This is a genomic window from Rothia nasimurium (assembly GCF_928381415.1).
GTDB lineage: Bacteria > Actinomycetota > Actinomycetes > Actinomycetales > Micrococcaceae > Rothia > Rothia nasimurium_H.
Genome location: NZ_CAKMSF010000002.1, coordinates 279,294 through 294,275, shown reverse-complemented (window position 1 = coordinate 294,275; position 14,982 = coordinate 279,294). Strand labels below are relative to the sequence as shown.

Below are 14,982 nucleotides of genomic sequence, written 5' to 3'. Positions count from 1 at the left end.
CTACTGCTGGGTAGCGCCGCTGGTTCGCCCTTTAGTGTAGCAAGAATGGGGTGCTGATGGCGGGGTTTATAGGACGGTGGTGGTGGGCTGCTGTGCTTTAAAATGGGAGGGTGCCGAAAGTCAGTGAAGAGTATATGCGTTCCCGTCGTGCCGAGCTTGTTGCGGCTGCCCGTGCTGTTTTTATGCAGAAGGGGTATCAGCAGGCGTCGATGAGCGAGGTGATTGCTGCCTCGGGCTTATCTGCAGGGGCGATTTATAACCATTTCTCGGGGAAAACAGAGATTATGGCTGCGGCTGCCCGGGTAGATCTCTCTCAGTTTGAGGTGCGCAGCGATGAACTACCCTGGGAGTTTGTGGAACGCTGCCTGGTGACCTTGCAGGCCGATGAGCAGCTGACGCGGTTTTTGGCGATTACCTGGGGAGAGGCCGTGACGGTACCTGAGGTCGCTGAGGTTGTTGATGAACAGCTGGGCCTCTTGCGTTCCCGCGTGGTGGCGAGCTACCGGGCCTGGGCTGCGACAGAACTAGATTTTTCCCCCTCGGAGCTAGAAACCTGGTTACAGATGCTGGGCTCGGCGGTCCTGTCTGTGCTGACCGGCTTTGTGGTGCAGGCCAGCACTGTACGCGACTTTGACGCCGAAAGCTACTTCGAATTTGCCCGCACTATTTTGCGGCAGGCCTAGCCTCCCCCTTTCCTACGCGGACGCCGGTGAGCAGCTCACCGGCGTCCGCGCAGCTTAAAAGCAGGGGTGGGTAAAAACCTGAAAATTGTCTCAAATCTGTCGGGGTAGCGGGCTCTCGCTAGCTAGGTCACATACACTTAAAAGTAGAGTGCGCTCACACGCGCCGCTCGGTTAAAGCATCACGTGATCTTCTGTATCCCCTCGTACAGACAGCAGAAGAAACTGATCCACCATACTCAAGGAAGTGGCATGACCAACCTTTCACCCAACGTCACCAACCTGCCCCTGGCCGAGGTAGACCCCGAGGTCGCTGAAGCCATTCAGCACGAGCAGGAACGCCAGCAGAACACCCTCGAAATGATTGCTTCAGAGAACTTCGCCCCCCGCGCTGTGCTTGAAGCTCAGGGTTCTGTTCTGACTAACAAGTACGCCGAAGGCTACCCCGGCCGCCGCTACTACGGCGGCTGCGAATTTGTTGACGTGGTGGAGCAGCTTGCTACCGACCGCGCCAAGGCCCTCTTCGGTGCTGACCACGCCAACGTGCAGCCCCACTCTGGCGCCCAGGCCAACAACGCCGTCATGCACGCCCTGCTGACTCCCGGTGACAAGATTATGGGCCTGTCCCTGGCCCACGGTGGTCACCTGACCCACGGTATGAAGCTCAACGTCTCGGGCAAGCTCTACGAGGTTGTTGCCTACGGCGTGGACGAAGAAACCGGCCGCGTGAACATGGACGAGGTCCGCGAACTGGCCCTGGCTGAGAAGCCCAAGGTCATTATTGCCGGTTGGTCGGCCTACACCCGTCAGCTGGATTTCGCTGCCTTCCGCGCTATCGCCGACGAAATCGGTGCCTACCTCTGGGTCGATATGGCCCACTTCGCCGGCCTGGTCGCTGCTGGCCTGCACCCCAACCCCGTCCCCCACGCCCACGTGGTGTCCTCCACCGTCCACAAGACCCTGGCAGGCCCCCGCTCCGGCTTCATCATGTGTGTTGAAGACCTGAAGAAGAAGATCGACTCGGCTGTCTTCCCCGGCCAGCAGGGCGGCCCCCTCATGCACGCTATCGCCGGTAAGGCCACCGCCTTCAAGATTGCTGCTTCCGACATGTTCAAGGACCGCCAGGCCCGCACCCTCGAAGGCGCCAAGATTCTGGCTGACCGCCTGAACCAGGCCGACATGGCAGAGGCCGGCGTTAAGGTCATCTCCGGCGGCACCGACGTTCACTTGGTCCTGGTTGACCTGCGCGACGCCGAAATCAACGGCCGTGAGGCAGAAGACCTGCTGCACGAAGCCGGTATCACCGTCAACCGTAACGCAGTGCCCAACGACCCCCGTCCGCCCATGGTTACCTCCGGCCTGCGCATCGGTACCCCCGCCCTGGCAACCCGCGGCTTCGATGCTGAAGCCTTCACCGAGGTCGCCGACATCATCGCCGAAACCCTTAAGCCCGGCGTCGACGTTGCAGCCCAGCGCGAGCGCGTCACCGCCCTGTGCGAGAAGTTCCCCCTCTACTCCGGTATCGAGGAGTGGTAAACATGCCGCAGATTCTTGACGGCACCGCTACCGCTGCCCAGATTAAGAGCGAACTCGCCGAGCGCGTAGCTACCTTGAAAGAAAAGGGTGTTACCTCCGGTCTGGCGACCGTGCTGGTGGGCGATGACCCGGCCTCCCGCTCCTACGTGGGCGGTAAGCACCGCGACTGCGCCGAGGTCGGCATTGCCTCCATCAAGGTGGAGCTGCCCGAGACCATCAGCCAGGAAGAGCTTGAAGCTGAGCTCGAAAAGCTGAATAACGACCCGGCCTGCACCGGCTACATCGTTCAGCTGCCCCTGCCCAAGCACATCGATACCAATCGCGTTCTTGAGAAGATTGCCCCCGAGAAGGACGCCGACGGCCTGCACCCCATGAACCTGGGTCGCCTCGTTCTCAACGTGGGTGAACCCCTGAACTCGCCCCTGCCCTGCACCCCTAACGGTGTGATTGAGCTGGTGGAACGCCACGGTATTTCGTGGAAGGGTAAGAAGGTCGCTGTGCTGGGCCGCGGTATTACCGTAGGCCGCCCCCTGGGCCTGCTGCTGACCCGCAAGGACGTCAACTCCACCGCTACCCTGGTGCACACCGGCACCGAGGACGTCAGCGCAGCCCTGCGTGATGCCGATATCATCGTGGCTGCCGTGGGCGTTGCTCATGCTGTGAAGGCTGATCAGGTCAAGGACGGCGCTATCCTGCTCGATGTTGGTGTCTCCCGTATCGAGGACCCCGAGACCGGCAAGAAGAAGCTGACCGGCGACATCTCACCCGAGGCCGCAGCTAAGGCCAGCTGGTACTCACCCAACCCCGGCGGCGTGGGCCCCATGACCCGCGCTATGCTGCTGGTCAACGTGGTAGAAACCGCAGAACGCCAGGCCGCCTAAGCCTAAGTGTCCACGAGAATCGCCGAGTGTCTACCAAGAGCGTATGCACTCGGCGATTCTCGTATGCACTCACGGAAAAAGAACTACCTCTTGACCTTTATCTCAAAGTCGTAGCGGTCGCCCCGGTAGAGGGTCTGGGTGCTTTCTACGGGCAGGCCGCGCACGGTGTAGCCCACTTTTTCAACGCGTAAGGCGGCCGCCCCGAGGGGAACCCCCAGCTGGGCTGCTTCTGCCTGGGTCAGGTTGGTCGCTACCACTCGCACGGTTGCGGTTTCTACCTGGAAGCCGGACGCCCGCATCTGGGCATCGAGCGAGGCAGACAGCTCGGGCTCCACATGGGAGAAGGCCTCGGGCAGGAAGTAGGCGGTTTCAAGAGCGATAGGGGAGCCGTCCGCCTGCCGCAGCCGCTGAATCTGGATCACCTTGGCACCGGCGTCCAGATTCAAATCGCGCTGAACCGCCAGCGGCGCCTCGATGAGGTGGCAGGTGAGGGTGAGGGAGTGGGGGCGGTGGCCGCGCGCGGCCATGTCGTCTGTGAAAGAGCGCAAGGACGGCGTCCGCATCGGGTGCTTGCGCGGGGCAACGTAGGTGCCTGACCCCTGCACATGGTAGATAAGACCGGCGTCAGCTAGTTCCCGTAGGGCCCGGCGGACGGTGTCGCGTGAGACGGAGAAGATATCCTGCAGCTGCCGTTCTGTGGGCAGGGGCATGTTCTCATCGGCCGGGCAGATATAGCGCTCTTCGATGAGCCTGGCGACCTGATGGTACTTCGTTTCACGTGATGAGGGCATCATGTACCCCACTTTACGCTTAAGTTGGGCCTGCGATTCAGCGCGGCCTGGCTTCCTTTGACATAATAGAGGTCATGCAGTCGAACGGTTCAGAAAAAACAGCACAAGAGCAGAACACTAAGGTCGTCCTCATTGGGGCGGGCATCGGCATGGCAATTCTCGTTGCCTTGCTGGCCTGGGCTATCGTCCAGTCAGCCCGCGAAGAGTCGGTGCTGGGTTGGATTCTGGCCGGTATTATCGCAGCCTGGCTGGGTATCGCAGCCTACCTTCTAGTGAACGTCAACCGTACCCTGGTCGCCCAGCGCAAGGCCTACGAGGAGCACGCCGTGAAGCGCGCTGAGTACGAGTCTGATGTGCACACCGAGAAGCTCGCTCACTCTTTCCAGATTTGCCTGGTGCAGTCAAAGGTGATTGCCGAGCAGCTTGAGGTCAACGACGAAAACTCCCGCGACATGATTGATCGCGCTATCGACACCATTAACTTCACCGCTAAGAACGGTATGGAACTGGCCCGTGAAGGGGCCTAAACACAGCGAAGGACGCCCCGTGAGCAAGTCACAGCAGACCACCCCCGAAGAAAACATCAAGGCTAAGATTCCCAACGCGGCAACCGGTGCGCCGCGCGCTTTCTCGGGCGCCCAGCCGTCCGCGGATTCCATGCACCTGGGTAACTACATCGGTGCGGTCAATAACTGGGTTGACCTGCAGAAAGACCATGAGTGCCTCTACTTCATTCCCGATATGCACTCGATTACCGTGCCCCAGGACCCTGCGGTTCTGCTGGAGCGCACCCGCAAGACCGCAGCCCAGTACATCGCAGCCGGTATCGACCCCGAGAAAACCCCGCTCTTCGTGCAGTCGCATGTGCCCGAGCATGCCCAGCTGGCCTGGGTGCTCAACTGCATTACCGGCTACGGTGAAGCTGCCCGTATGACCCAGTTCAAGGACAAGGCAGCTAAGCAGGGTACCGATAACGCCTCGGTGGGGCTCTTCACCTACCCCGTCCTCATGGCAGCAGACATCCTGCTCTACCAGGCCGACGTGGTGCCGGTGGGTGAGGACCAGCGCCAGCACCTGGAACTGACCCGCAACCTGGCCCAGCGCTTCAACTCCCGCTTTGGCGACACCTTTGTGGTGCCTGAGCCGGTTATTCTCAAAGAGACTGCCAAGATTTACGATCTGCAGACCCCGGATTCCAAGATGAGCAAGTCAGCAACCACCGATAAGGGCATTATCTGGCTGCTGGACGACCCCAAGAAGACCGCCAAGAAGATTAAGGGCGCAGTCACCGACGCCGGTAGCGAGATTACCTATGACCGCGAGAATAAGCCCGGTGTTTCTAACCTGCTGTCCATCTACTCGGCAGTGACGGGCAAGGCCATTGACGACATTGTCGCTGAATACGAGGGCAAGATGTACGGCCACCTCAAGGTTGACCTGGCTGAGATTGTGGTTGAAGAGCTGTCGCCCATTCGTGAGCGCGCCCTGGAACTCATGGACGACCCCGCTGAGCTCGACCGCCTGCTGGCTATCGGTGCCGGTAAGGCCCGTGAGATTGCCTCTGTGACCGTGAAGAACGTGTATGACGCGGTAGGCTTCCTGCCCGCTCTCTAAGAGTTAGACGATCTAACCTGGTGGCTTCTTCACCTACCATAGACCCCGACCGCAGGTACCTCAGCATTGTTGCTGAGGTACCTGCGGTGGTGTCTGCGTGCCTGGTCAGCTGGCGGGCGAGCCAGGGCCTCGTAGGCTCCGTTGCAGAAAGCTGCCACATTACGATTCTCATTAGTGAGGACGCCGGCGGCGACCCCCTGCGCTCCATTGAGCAGGTGGTGGCCGGCATCGGCCCCGTGCAGGTGGATCTGGGCCCAGCTGCTACCTTTGAGCCGGTTACCCCTGTAACCTACCTCCCCGTTGTTGCCGGGGCAGATAGGCTCACCCTGATTCATACAGCCTGCCAGAATGCGGTAGGGGAGTCCGTGTCACCTTTTCCCTACGAGCCGCACCTCACCCTAGCCAACCATGCCCCGGCCCCCGCCCTGGCGGCGTCCTTACGCGATTTTGCGACCCTACCACCCGCGCTTGCCCATTTCACCGTGAACCGGTTGACTGTCTACCGATTCAGCGCAGGCAGCTGGCAGCAGCTAGGAACAGTAAATCTATAGCAAAAGGCCCTGCTTCTTCGTGTCGTTGAACTAGCCTCCGATCCCACCACTGCGTCGAAGCATTTGCCCATGGGGAGGGAAGGGGTACCAAGTGCATACACCTCCCTTATGGTAGCGACAGTAAAAGAAAACGAACCCGGACGAGACCACCTCAGATTGTTCAACAATTGTTGCAGGTATGGCAGCGAACATACAAATGCATGAACTATCGTCTACCCCAGAACTGTACGAAAGTATATGTGGCAAGCTCTAACGCCTCACTAGAGTTTTTAGTGAAGGCGCAAGAGAAAGAAAAGCGAGGTGCGCAATGAACGGTCTCAAACTCCACGGGATTAGCCGCAGCTTCGGTGACCACAAGGTGCTGCAGGATGTAGATTTCGGCGTCCGTCGCGGTGAAATTGTTGGTTTCATCGGTGGTAACGGTGCAGGTAAAACCACCACCATGCGACTCATTCTAGGAATGCTTAACCCCACCGGCGGGCATATCACCTGGGACGGGAAGCCCATCTCAACCGAGAACCGCAGGTCAATCGGTTATATGCCGGAAGAGCGGGGCCTGTACCCCCAGATGAGTGTCAAAGATCAGATTGTTCACTTTGCTCTACTCGAAGGGAAAACCCTGGGGCAGGCGAAGGAAAAAGCTGACGAACTTATCGCTACACTGGGCCTATCGGGTCGAGAGAAAACCCTCGTCCAAGATTTGTCGCTAGGTAACCAGCAGCGAGTTCAGCTAGCTGTTTCCCTGGTTGGTAACCCAGAACTACTGGTACTTGATGAACCCTTCTCGGGGCTTGACCCCCTAGCTGTAGATACAATGGCTGGTCTTATCCAACAACAGGCAGCCCAGGGCGTGGGCATCCTGTTTTCATCGCATCAGTTGGAGCTTGTTGAGCGCCTATGCGACCGTGTCTGCGTACTTGATCGAGGCAGAGTGATGGCAGATGGTGCTGTCTCTGAGCTGCAAGATACTGATCAGACCCGGTGGGAACTAAAGTTTGATCGTCCGGCCGGAGAATTCGTTGCCGAACTATCGTTGGTCGCTTCCTTCCATATCGAATTCAAGATGAGCAACCAATCATCAGTTTTCATCACAGTTGATGGACGGGATGCAACCGTTCCCCAGGGCGTACTAGAAACTGCCACACGATTTGGAGGGCTGCGCAGTATTGAGCCTGTGCAACAGTCCTTGGGTGCACTCCTATCGCAGGATTATATTTCGTCGGGCCGCGGTATCACCCCTGCCCGTGAGACAGAGCTTGAATCGGCAGGTCAGACACGATGAAAGCTAAAGGCATGACCCAGCAGACTACCCAGCATGAAGTAGGTGAAAAATCAGTGAGCACTGCTTACCGTGAAATGTTAATCGTCATTCGACGTGAGGTTCTTACCCGCACCAAGAATAAGACCATCCTGCTAGCCACCGGGCTGCTTGCCCTGACTGTGGGTATTGGAGCAGGTGTTGGCGGTTGGTTCTTGCGGGAGAAAATGGGGGATGCTAGCTTCCAGCTGGATACCCGCCTGCTCTTTGCTACAGCGATGGTGAGTGCTTTGCTCAGCTCTCTTGTGTACTCATCCCAGAGCCTGACCTCTGGTGTTGTTGAAGAGAAGTCATCGAGGGTTGTCGAAATCCTCCTCACCAAAATCGGTGTTGTACCTCTGTTGGCAGGAAAGATGATTGGTATCGGCGCGATAACGCTGGTTCAGCTACTTCTTATTGGCGGCACTGGTCTGCTGGGTTTCACCCTCGTGGACGGGTGGTCACTGCTGGAGCTTGAAGTAGGCGCAGCTCTCTTGTGGTTCCTTGTATGGTTCTTGCTGGGCTACATCATCTTCGCAACCATGAACACGATTCTGGCGTCAACGGTCTCCCGGCAGGAGGACCTGAGTGCCGCAGTGATGCCGCTGTCGGTTTTGCAGATGGTTCTGCTGGTGGTCACTCTGTACCTGACACCCACCTATCTTGAAGAGGCTTGGCTTAGGGGGCTGTCATTCGTCCCGCTTTTCTCTTCCTACCTGATGCCTATTCGCTTTGGTCTGGACGGCGTGCAGACCTGGGAAATGGTGACCGCTGCCAGTATCGCTGGGGTAACTATTCCGCTGCTGTTCTGGGTGGCAACCCGTGTATACAGCAACAACGCTTTACGAACCGGCTCTAAGGTTTCGCTGCAACAATCATTTGCCTCAGACAACGGGGCTTAAAGCCGGGCTTTTGTCCGATTCATCTTCTGGGATTACTTGCCCATCACCATTGAAAGGAAAAATAACATGACTGCTTACAAGAACGAGACTACCTACCCCACTACCTCAAAGGGTACCTCAGCGGTTGGCCGCTGGACTCGTAGCATGGCGCTGGCCTTGGTTGGCGGCGGCGTAGGCTATGCGGTAGTAACCCTCTTTTTCTAAGTCGATAGAACTTTACTTGTAGTGGAGAAAATAGCGAAAGCGGAGAGATATTAGAAGTTCTAGAGAACGTAGCAAGGGCAGTTATTAGTATCCCTGAAACTTATAGTAGGACCGAATTTGAGCAGGTTAAACAGTTTGCTCTCAGTAATCTCAGCCGACCGCGTCTGGCACCCGATAATTTAGCAAGGTTTTTGACGCAGTACAGCGTGACGGGTTGGGGCGTTGATGCTTTACTAGATACACACCGCATCGACAGCCTTAGCCTGGAAAATCTTGCTCCAGCTCTCGCTGAGTTGGCCTACCCGATTGGAGCTGTTCTAGGGATTGACCTTGTTAAAAATAGTAAGTTTATGGATTTACCAGGTTCTTAGGTTAATGAGGTTGTGCTCAATAGCCTTAACCAGAATCTGAACTCTGTCGCGAACCTGCATTTTTTCCATAATTTTCACAAAACGCGCTTTAATCGTTGATTCAGAAACAAAAAGTTCTGCAGCCATCTCTTTATTATTCAAACCGCGTGCGAGAAGCTCAATAACCTCTATTTCTTTAGCGGTAAGAACAGACATGAGTTCCTCATCGGGGGAAATCTCAGTAGGAACCGACTGTTCAAGCCCCTGCACCACATAACGGGTTACCTCAGGGGATAGCACGGAGCCACCGCCGTGAACGGTATGAATTGCGCTGGTGACCTCTTCAGGGAGGGAATCCTTCACCAGATAACCTGAAGCACCGGCTCGTAAGAGATCAACAACATAGCGATCAGTGGCAAAGGTGCTCAGCCCCAATATTTTTATGTCAGGAAAAGAATGGTGAATATACTGGGTTGCCTCAACACCGTCCATCAGAGGCATCTGCATATCCATCAAAATCACATCTGGTTGCAAAGCCCTTGCCTGTGAAATCGCCAACTTGCCATTTGAGGCTTCCCCCACTACTTCCAGGCTTTCATCAGAGGAAAGATAATCCTTCAAAATATTACGAATGAGGGATTCATCATCTACAAGGAGGACTTTAACCATGAATGTACCTTCGCTACGTGCAACAAGCTAAAGCGTCAACTAAACCCTGGACATAGTTTTAGGCAGGGGGGAGGCTCACCTGGATTCTCCACACGCCGCCATCATCTTGATAAGACAATGTTCCGCCCAAGCCATGAAACCTAGCCTTCATTGATTCTAACCCGGTCAAAGATGAAGAAACGGGTTCGTTATGAGAGATAACGTTCTCTGAGGATAGCATGACGTTACGCTGCCCCACCGTAAGGTCAATTTTTACAGGCCCATCAGAGGAGCCATGCTTGAGAATGTTTGTTCCAATCTCGCGAGCTGTACGTCTTAGCGCCTGGCGAGATGCCAAAGGAATAAGGCTTACATCCCCATCAACGGTCAGCGTAACAGTAAAGCCTGCATTTTCTAGGGCATCAGATATTTTATGTAAATCGTGAGTCAGGGCTAGAGCCGATGTGGTTTCCCCTGAAAGAGAGGTGTCGCCCAGCAGCAAATTCTCTTCTGTCTGAGGAGCACTGGGCAGCTCGCCTTCAGGCGAGTCATTTTTCTCAGCTCTAAGGACAGTCACTAGCTTGCGAAGATCCTCGAGCGCTTGACTTGCAGAATCCCCAATTCCAGTCAGAATAGCGGCTGTGCTTTCTGGGTCCTTTGCGAACTGTGCACGCCGAGCCTGCATGGCGATAATAGTGACTTCATGCGCAACAATATCGTGTAACTCGTAGGCAAGGCGGGTGCGTTCCTCATTCCGTGCATGGAGCTGGGCTTCCTGAATAGAGATAATCTTTTGCTGGTCTTTTTCCCGCTGAAGCCGGAACCTTCTGAGTACTAGCCCTGTGATGTATGAAAAAACTGCTAATGACGTTGTTATGAACTGAGTATCCAATGTATTTGAACCCCAACCCGGATACACAACAAAAACACACAGGACAATACCGAATGCCACGACCTGACGTTTTGTAGCCAGGTAAGCGCAATACACAGGCACCAGAATTGACGCCGATGAGAACCCAGCCCAGACGAAACTGGAATCGTTATAAAGCACCGTGATGTTGGCAAGAGAAAAATACCAGCCATAAATTCCGGGCATGAGCCCAAAGCCCATCATAAAAACGGGTAGATAGGCAATCGCAATAGCCCATACACGATTCTGGGTATCTGTATTTTCGTAGACCCCCGAAGATAAATCGGCCGCAATAAAAATAAATACCAGGCAGATAAGCAGCCCCCTCAGGTAGGGGCCAAGGGGAAACCACTTCTTGCTGGAAGCACTATGGGGGCTTGTCGTCATGGGTTTATGCTATCACCCCTCGGGCAGTGCTACTTCGGAACGTATGAGTGTTAGTCACATATCCCTGACTTGCAAAGCCAACGAAAGAAAGTAGGAGACATGCTAGATGCTGAGGCGGGGGAAGCTTTAACATCAATATCCTGCGGCAAAGAAGCAGCCCGCGCAGGTGAAAAACTGAGGGTGAGAGCAACGGCGATGGAGGTAACTGCCAGTGTCTTACGGATATTCTTCATGGTTCGGAGTCCTTGGTGGTGTGAGTCAAACTGTTGTTCTGCTATCTATTGTGGAGTATTAGGCTCACGTAAGGGTATATACAAAAGTTCAGAAGTGGATTACCTATTGTTGTACTTAAGTTCAAGGTCTAGAGATTTTGTCTTCTGAACTAGCCTCCGAAAATTGAACTGAGTTAAATTCTAGACAATCAGGACCCTAAAGGCTTACCCCGATACTCCACCGGAGCCCAGGCCCTTCAGCCGCTCCTGAAAACGATTATTGTTATACCCCAAAAACATACTCATTAACAGCCGTGAAGAACTCCTCAACACCCGAAAAACGCCCCCGTGATACGTCTCAGCATTCAAATGCCCAAAAAAGTTCTCCATCACACCATTGTCATAGCAATTACCCTTGTGTGACAGCGGCATCACTGACCCACACAGCATTAGGCTCCTTGGGAGTGAAGTTACGGTTCGAGAGATTTTCAGCGATACAACTAACCTGCCCCTGATAAGAGCTGTACTTTTTACCTGCCCTGACCTTGTACTTCAGCCCTATCTGGTCCATGAGATTGTAGACGAGCTTGTGATTGACTTTCCACCCTAGGTGGCATAGTTCGGCAAGGACACGGCGGTAACTATACCGCCGTTTCGTTTTCTTAAAGATAGCTATAATGGCTTTCTTCAGCTGAGTATACACATCAGGATGATTTAGCCGTAACTGGTGGTAGAAGTATGTTGATCAGGCCAAACCTGCTGCTTGAAGTAAATTACTCAGATGGTGTTCTGACTTGAGGACGGCGATGATTTTGGCCTTTAGCCTCGCTGGTGGTTCCTCAAGTCCCGCAATTTTTTAGGCAGCAGGTGTTTTCTGCTTCTAGTTGCTCAATCCTACGGCGTAGCTTCTCTTCCTCTGTGAGTGTCTTCGGTTTGTATACTCCCTTGGGGCGTCCTTACGCGATTTTGCGAGCCTTCCGCCTGAGCTTTCGAATTTCACCATCGACCAGCTGACGGTCTACCGCTATCACTCAGGTAGCTGGCAGCAGCTGGGAACAGTGCGCCTTTAAACAATAGAAGCTTATTCATAAAGATCGGTGGAGCAGGCTCACAGCGAAGCTGCTGGCTCGGGGCTGGCGTGAATCGCTTGTGAGCGTCAGCGAACCAGCGAGAGGGTCGGCAGCGAGCGTGAGCCTGCGGAACCGCTTATGAATAAGCTTTATCGATAAAACGCTAGTGATCAGAGTCCACTTCGGTGGTGGTGACCAGTTCAGCGGTGCGGGAGATACCGTTAATCTCGTTGGGTACCTCGGGCAGGTCGATGCTGGCAAATACCTCGGCGGTGCCGTCCGCAATCTTCGCCAGGGAAACAACGTGTAGCTTCTTGGTGGCGGGGTCGGTGACGTAGGCGGTTTCGCCGTCAACCCAGATAGCGGGGCGGGGGTCCTGCCAGATTTCTGATTCGGTCCAGGAGTCCATGATGTCGACGGACCCCAGTTCGGTGCCGTCCTCAGCCCAGAAGCGGAGCTTGCCGTCGGTTGTCAGCAGCAGGTGGGAGCCTTCGGGGCCGCGGGCCAGTGAACGGAAGGTGTAGGAGACGCCTTCAGGTAGGGCGATTTTAGTGCGTTCCTTGGTGATGGTGTTGATCAGGGCGAACTGTTCGGGGCGTTCGAGCTCGGCGTCCTGGTCGGTTTTGTAGTCGGCAAGCACGATAGCTGAATCAGCTGAACCGGCCTGGTTGCCGGAACGGGAGTAGGGGTCTTCGGGGTTGGTGACCTTGGTGAAAGTGCCGTTTGCGTAGATGAGGGCGCCGTCCTGGCAGCCGACGGTGAAGGTGTCGTTAGCGGCGATCGCTTCGCCGTGGATGCCGGGGCAGTCGAGGTTTTCGGTGACAACCGAGCCGTCTGCGTTGATGATGGCTGCGCCGGTGCGGGCGTCCTCGGTGCCTACTGATACCAGGTACTGGTTATTTTCCAGGGGGATGGCCAGGCCGTGGTGGGCATCGGACAGGGTAATGGTTTCGGTGCTGACGCTGGTAGCGGTGTACTGATCAGCGCCGGTCAGGTCGGCGGGGGAGTAGACCTCGATGGTGCCGGTGTTGTCGGCGAACATGGCTGAGCGACCGTAGTCGGTGATGACGTGACCGGTACCGTCCGCTGCAAAGGATAGGGAGGTGAGAGCTGGGGTCGTGGTGTAGTAGTGGTCGTGGTCGCCGTGGGCCTGGGTCCAGGCGCCCATGTCGAGCATGGTGTAGGAGGAGCCGTCTGCTACCACCAGGTGACGGTTGTCGCCAGCGGGCTGCAAGCGTAGGAAGCCTTCTTTTTCGATGGTTTCGATGACTTCGAAGGTTTTGCCGTCCACTATCATGATTCCGCCGTCGTAGGTGAGGGCGATACGGGCTGAGGGGGTGGAGGCTTCGGTGATGGCAGCGCGCTCTGCGGTGGCAGTTGCGCTGGCCGATTCGGAGCTGCTTGAGCTAGCTGAGGGGGCGGACGCTGCCCCGCAGCCTGCAAGGGCAAGGGCGAGGGTGGCGCTGATGAGGGTGAAAAGGGGGCGAGAGGTGTTGTGCATGCCCACCAGTCTAAACTAAATGAGAATCATTTGCATAACGTGAGTGTCAAAAAGGCCCGCACCGGGAAAACGGTGCGGGCCTTTGTGTAACTCTGATGGGCTAGAGCAGGTTGTCCTGGCCAAGTTCTTTCAGGGTGTTGACGGTGTTTTTCACGCTCTGGGCGTCGTCGCGCACGGTGACAAGCAGGGCATCTGCGGTGTCAACGATAACAACATCTTCGATACCGATGACCGAAATCTTACGGCCGGTGTTGTTGACGACGATACCGGTGGATTCTTCGCTGATGACGCTGGACTTGTCGCCCAGTACGAAGAGGTCGTCACCGCTCTTTTCGATGTTGAGGCGGGCTACGGCGTCAAAGTCGCCTACGTCGTCCCAGCTGAAACGACCGGGAACCATGGCTACGTCACCGGCTGCTGCGGCAGGCTCAGCTACTGCATAGTCGATGGCGGTCTTGGGTAGGGTCTCCCAGAGACGGTTCATGCAGGCTTCACGTGCGGGGGTGTCCCAGGCGCGGGCGATTTCCATGATGCCGGCGTAGAGTTCCGGCTCGTTGGCTTCGAGGTGCTGCAGCATGAGGGCTGCAGGGGCCACGAACATGCCGGCGTTCCAGGTGTAGTCGCCGCTGGCTACGTACTCGGTTGCGGTGGCCTCATTGGGCTTTTCGACAAACTGTTCAACAGCAAGGACGCTGGGGGCGTCTTCCAGCCCCAGGTTCTGGGTGGCCTTGATGTAGCCGAAGGCGGTGGAAGGCTCGGTGGGTTCGATGCCGATGGTGACGATCTTGCCGGAGGCTGCGGCGTGTACGGCTTCGCGTACTACAGCCTGGAATTCTTCGACCGGGCTGATGATGTGGTCAGCGGCGAAGGAGCCAATGATGGCCTCGGGGTCGCGCTCGTGCAGAATAGCGCAGGCAAGGCCAATGGCTGCTGCGGAGTCGCGAGGTGAGGGTTCGAGTACCAGATCGGACCCGCGCAGCTCTGAGAGCTGCTGGGTGACGGCATTGGCGTGGGCCTGGCCGGTGACGACAAGGACGCCATCAGCTGCGAGGTCAACCAAGCGATCGTAGGTAGCACGGAGGAGGGATGAACCTGTCCCGGTCAGGTCAAGCAGAAATTTAGGTTCTACGGCGCGAGAGAGGGGCCATAGGCGGGACCCTACGCCGCCGGCCGGAATGAGGGGGTAGAACCGTTCAAGTGGTGTTCTCATTGTTTCTACAGTGTACCCAGAATTGAAGTCATAATGATGAAATCTTTTCCTTAAACTGTACGGCGCCGGTCACTTTTGACGGAAAACCTCACGGCGGCTTCCGCATGATAACGCCGATAGCTGGCTTAAGGGCATTAAAACCTTGCCTATTTCCCGGAAATACGGGGGTAAGAGATGGTGACACGGTGTAAGTAAGCAGCCCTAAAACCTGCTAATCTTGCTGTTGAGTAGAACACAC

16 protein-coding genes are annotated in these 14,982 nt (G+C 56.1%); 9 read left to right on the top strand and 7 right to left on the bottom strand.

The genetic code is table 11. The annotated features are described in order from the left end of the window. The first annotated feature begins 134 nt into the window (after positions 1–134). The 3 genes from L7A20_RS03215 (at position 135) to L7A20_RS03205 (ending at position 3,097) form a co-directional block, all read left to right on the top strand. On the top strand, positions 135–683 hold the full coding sequence (locus L7A20_RS03215) for a TetR/AcrR family transcriptional regulator (RefSeq protein ID WP_237196988.1): 549 nt from the start codon (positions 135–137) through the stop codon (positions 681–683). Positions 684–932: 249 nt separating this feature from the next. Next, positions 933–2,216: a serine hydroxymethyltransferase gene (glyA, locus tag L7A20_RS03210; protein ID WP_237222382.1), complete on the top strand. Its 1,284-nt coding sequence runs from the start codon at positions 933–935 to the stop codon at positions 2,214–2,216. 2 nt (positions 2,217–2,218) lie between these two features. After that, entirely contained in the window at positions 2,219–3,097 is an 879-nt protein-coding gene (locus L7A20_RS03205) for a bifunctional methylenetetrahydrofolate dehydrogenase/methenyltetrahydrofolate cyclohydrolase (protein ID WP_237222381.1), read from the top strand. A gap of 83 nt (positions 3,098–3,180) precedes the next feature. On the opposite strand, the gene L7A20_RS03200 is transcribed toward L7A20_RS03205, so the two are convergent. Beyond that, entirely contained in the window at positions 3,181–3,891 is a 711-nt protein-coding gene (locus L7A20_RS03200) for a GntR family transcriptional regulator (protein WP_237222380.1), read from the bottom strand. A 71-nt stretch (positions 3,892–3,962) separates the two neighbouring features. On the opposite strand from L7A20_RS03200, the gene L7A20_RS03195 reads away from it, so the two are divergent. The 6 genes from L7A20_RS03195 to L7A20_RS03170 all read left to right on the top strand — a co-directional run bounded on the left by L7A20_RS03195 (position 3,963) and on the right by L7A20_RS03170 (position 8,456). Next, positions 3,963–4,415: a hypothetical protein gene (locus tag L7A20_RS03195; RefSeq protein ID WP_185173464.1), complete on the top strand. Its 453-nt coding sequence runs from the start codon at positions 3,963–3,965 to the stop codon at positions 4,413–4,415. A 19-nt stretch (positions 4,416–4,434) separates the two neighbouring features. Then, positions 4,435–5,502, top strand: coding sequence for a tryptophan--tRNA ligase (trpS, locus tag L7A20_RS03190; RefSeq protein WP_377126000.1), 1,068 nt, complete (start codon positions 4,435–4,437; stop codon positions 5,500–5,502). 20 nt (positions 5,503–5,522) lie between these two features. Then, complete coding sequence (locus L7A20_RS03185; protein WP_237222379.1) at positions 5,523–6,053, top strand: 2'-5' RNA ligase family protein; 531 nt, start codon at positions 5,523–5,525, stop codon at positions 6,051–6,053. Positions 6,054–6,360: 307 nt separating this feature from the next. After that, on the top strand, positions 6,361–7,335 hold the full coding sequence (locus L7A20_RS03180) for an ABC transporter ATP-binding protein (protein WP_237222378.1): 975 nt from the start codon (positions 6,361–6,363) through the stop codon (positions 7,333–7,335). 11 nt (positions 7,336–7,346) lie between these two features. Beyond that, positions 7,347–8,252 carry an ABC transporter permease gene (locus L7A20_RS03175; RefSeq protein WP_237222377.1) on the top strand — a complete coding sequence of 302 codons (906 nt, stop codon included), beginning with the start codon at positions 7,347–7,349 and terminating at the stop codon, positions 8,250–8,252. A 66-nt stretch (positions 8,253–8,318) separates the two neighbouring features. After that, positions 8,319–8,456: a hypothetical protein gene (locus L7A20_RS03170; protein ID WP_237205675.1), complete on the top strand. Its 138-nt coding sequence runs from the start codon at positions 8,319–8,321 to the stop codon at positions 8,454–8,456. 356 nt (positions 8,457–8,812) lie between these two features. Here L7A20_RS03170 and L7A20_RS03165 read toward each other — a convergent pair whose 3' ends face one another. The 6 genes from L7A20_RS03165 to L7A20_RS03150 all read right to left on the bottom strand — a co-directional run bounded on the left by L7A20_RS03165 (position 8,813) and on the right by L7A20_RS03150 (position 14,744). Further along, positions 8,813–9,475: a response regulator gene (locus tag L7A20_RS03165; protein ID WP_237207554.1), complete on the bottom strand. Its 663-nt coding sequence runs from the start codon at positions 9,473–9,475 to the stop codon at positions 8,813–8,815. 58 nt (positions 9,476–9,533) lie between these two features. Further along, complete coding sequence (locus L7A20_RS03160; RefSeq protein ID WP_237207555.1) at positions 9,534–10,751, bottom strand: sensor histidine kinase; 1,218 nt, start codon at positions 10,749–10,751, stop codon at positions 9,534–9,536. Between the two features lie 437 nt (positions 10,752–11,188). Further along, entirely contained in the window at positions 11,189–11,353 is a 165-nt protein-coding gene (locus L7A20_RS12075) for an IS3 family transposase (RefSeq protein ID WP_423816786.1), read from the bottom strand. A gap of 19 nt (positions 11,354–11,372) precedes the next feature. Then, on the bottom strand, positions 11,373–11,666 hold the full coding sequence (locus tag L7A20_RS12070) for an IS3 family transposase (protein WP_423816784.1): 294 nt from the start codon (positions 11,664–11,666) through the stop codon (positions 11,373–11,375). Positions 11,667–12,196: 530 nt separating this feature from the next. Next, positions 12,197–13,534, bottom strand: coding sequence for a hypothetical protein (locus L7A20_RS03155; RefSeq protein WP_237196977.1), 1,338 nt, complete (start codon positions 13,532–13,534; stop codon positions 12,197–12,199). A gap of 100 nt (positions 13,535–13,634) precedes the next feature. After that, complete coding sequence (locus tag L7A20_RS03150; RefSeq protein ID WP_237187243.1) at positions 13,635–14,744, bottom strand: mannose-1-phosphate guanylyltransferase; 1,110 nt, start codon at positions 14,742–14,744, stop codon at positions 13,635–13,637. Positions 14,745–14,982 lie beyond the last annotated feature (238 nt).

Coding starts and splice junctions, on each gene's coding strand:
- L7A20_RS03160 (WP_237207555.1), bottom strand. CDS start 10,751: ATGACGACAAGCCCCCATAGTGCTTCCAGCAAGAAGTGGTTTCCCCTT.
- L7A20_RS12075 (WP_423816786.1), bottom strand. CDS start 11,353: ATGGAGAACTTTTTTGGGCATTTGAATGCTGAGACGTATCACGGGGGC.
- L7A20_RS03170 (WP_237205675.1), top strand. CDS start 8,319: ATGACTGCTTACAAGAACGAGACTACCTACCCCACTACCTCAAAGGGT.
- L7A20_RS03195 (WP_185173464.1), top strand. CDS start 3,963: ATGCAGTCGAACGGTTCAGAAAAAACAGCACAAGAGCAGAACACTAAG.
- L7A20_RS03180 (WP_237222378.1), top strand. CDS start 6,361: ATGAACGGTCTCAAACTCCACGGGATTAGCCGCAGCTTCGGTGACCAC.
- L7A20_RS03150 (WP_237187243.1), bottom strand. CDS start 14,744: ATGAGAACACCACTTGAACGGTTCTACCCCCTCATTCCGGCCGGCGGC.
- L7A20_RS03165 (WP_237207554.1), bottom strand. CDS start 9,475: ATGGTTAAAGTCCTCCTTGTAGATGATGAATCCCTCATTCGTAATATT.
- L7A20_RS03200 (WP_237222380.1), bottom strand. CDS start 3,891: ATGATGCCCTCATCACGTGAAACGAAGTACCATCAGGTCGCCAGGCTC.
- L7A20_RS03155 (WP_237196977.1), bottom strand. CDS start 13,534: ATGCACAACACCTCTCGCCCCCTTTTCACCCTCATCAGCGCCACCCTC.
- L7A20_RS03205 (WP_237222381.1), top strand. CDS start 2,219: ATGCCGCAGATTCTTGACGGCACCGCTACCGCTGCCCAGATTAAGAGC.
- glyA (WP_237222382.1), top strand. CDS start 933: ATGACCAACCTTTCACCCAACGTCACCAACCTGCCCCTGGCCGAGGTA.
- L7A20_RS03175 (WP_237222377.1), top strand. CDS start 7,347: ATGACCCAGCAGACTACCCAGCATGAAGTAGGTGAAAAATCAGTGAGC.
- L7A20_RS03215 (WP_237196988.1), top strand. CDS start 135: ATGCGTTCCCGTCGTGCCGAGCTTGTTGCGGCTGCCCGTGCTGTTTTT.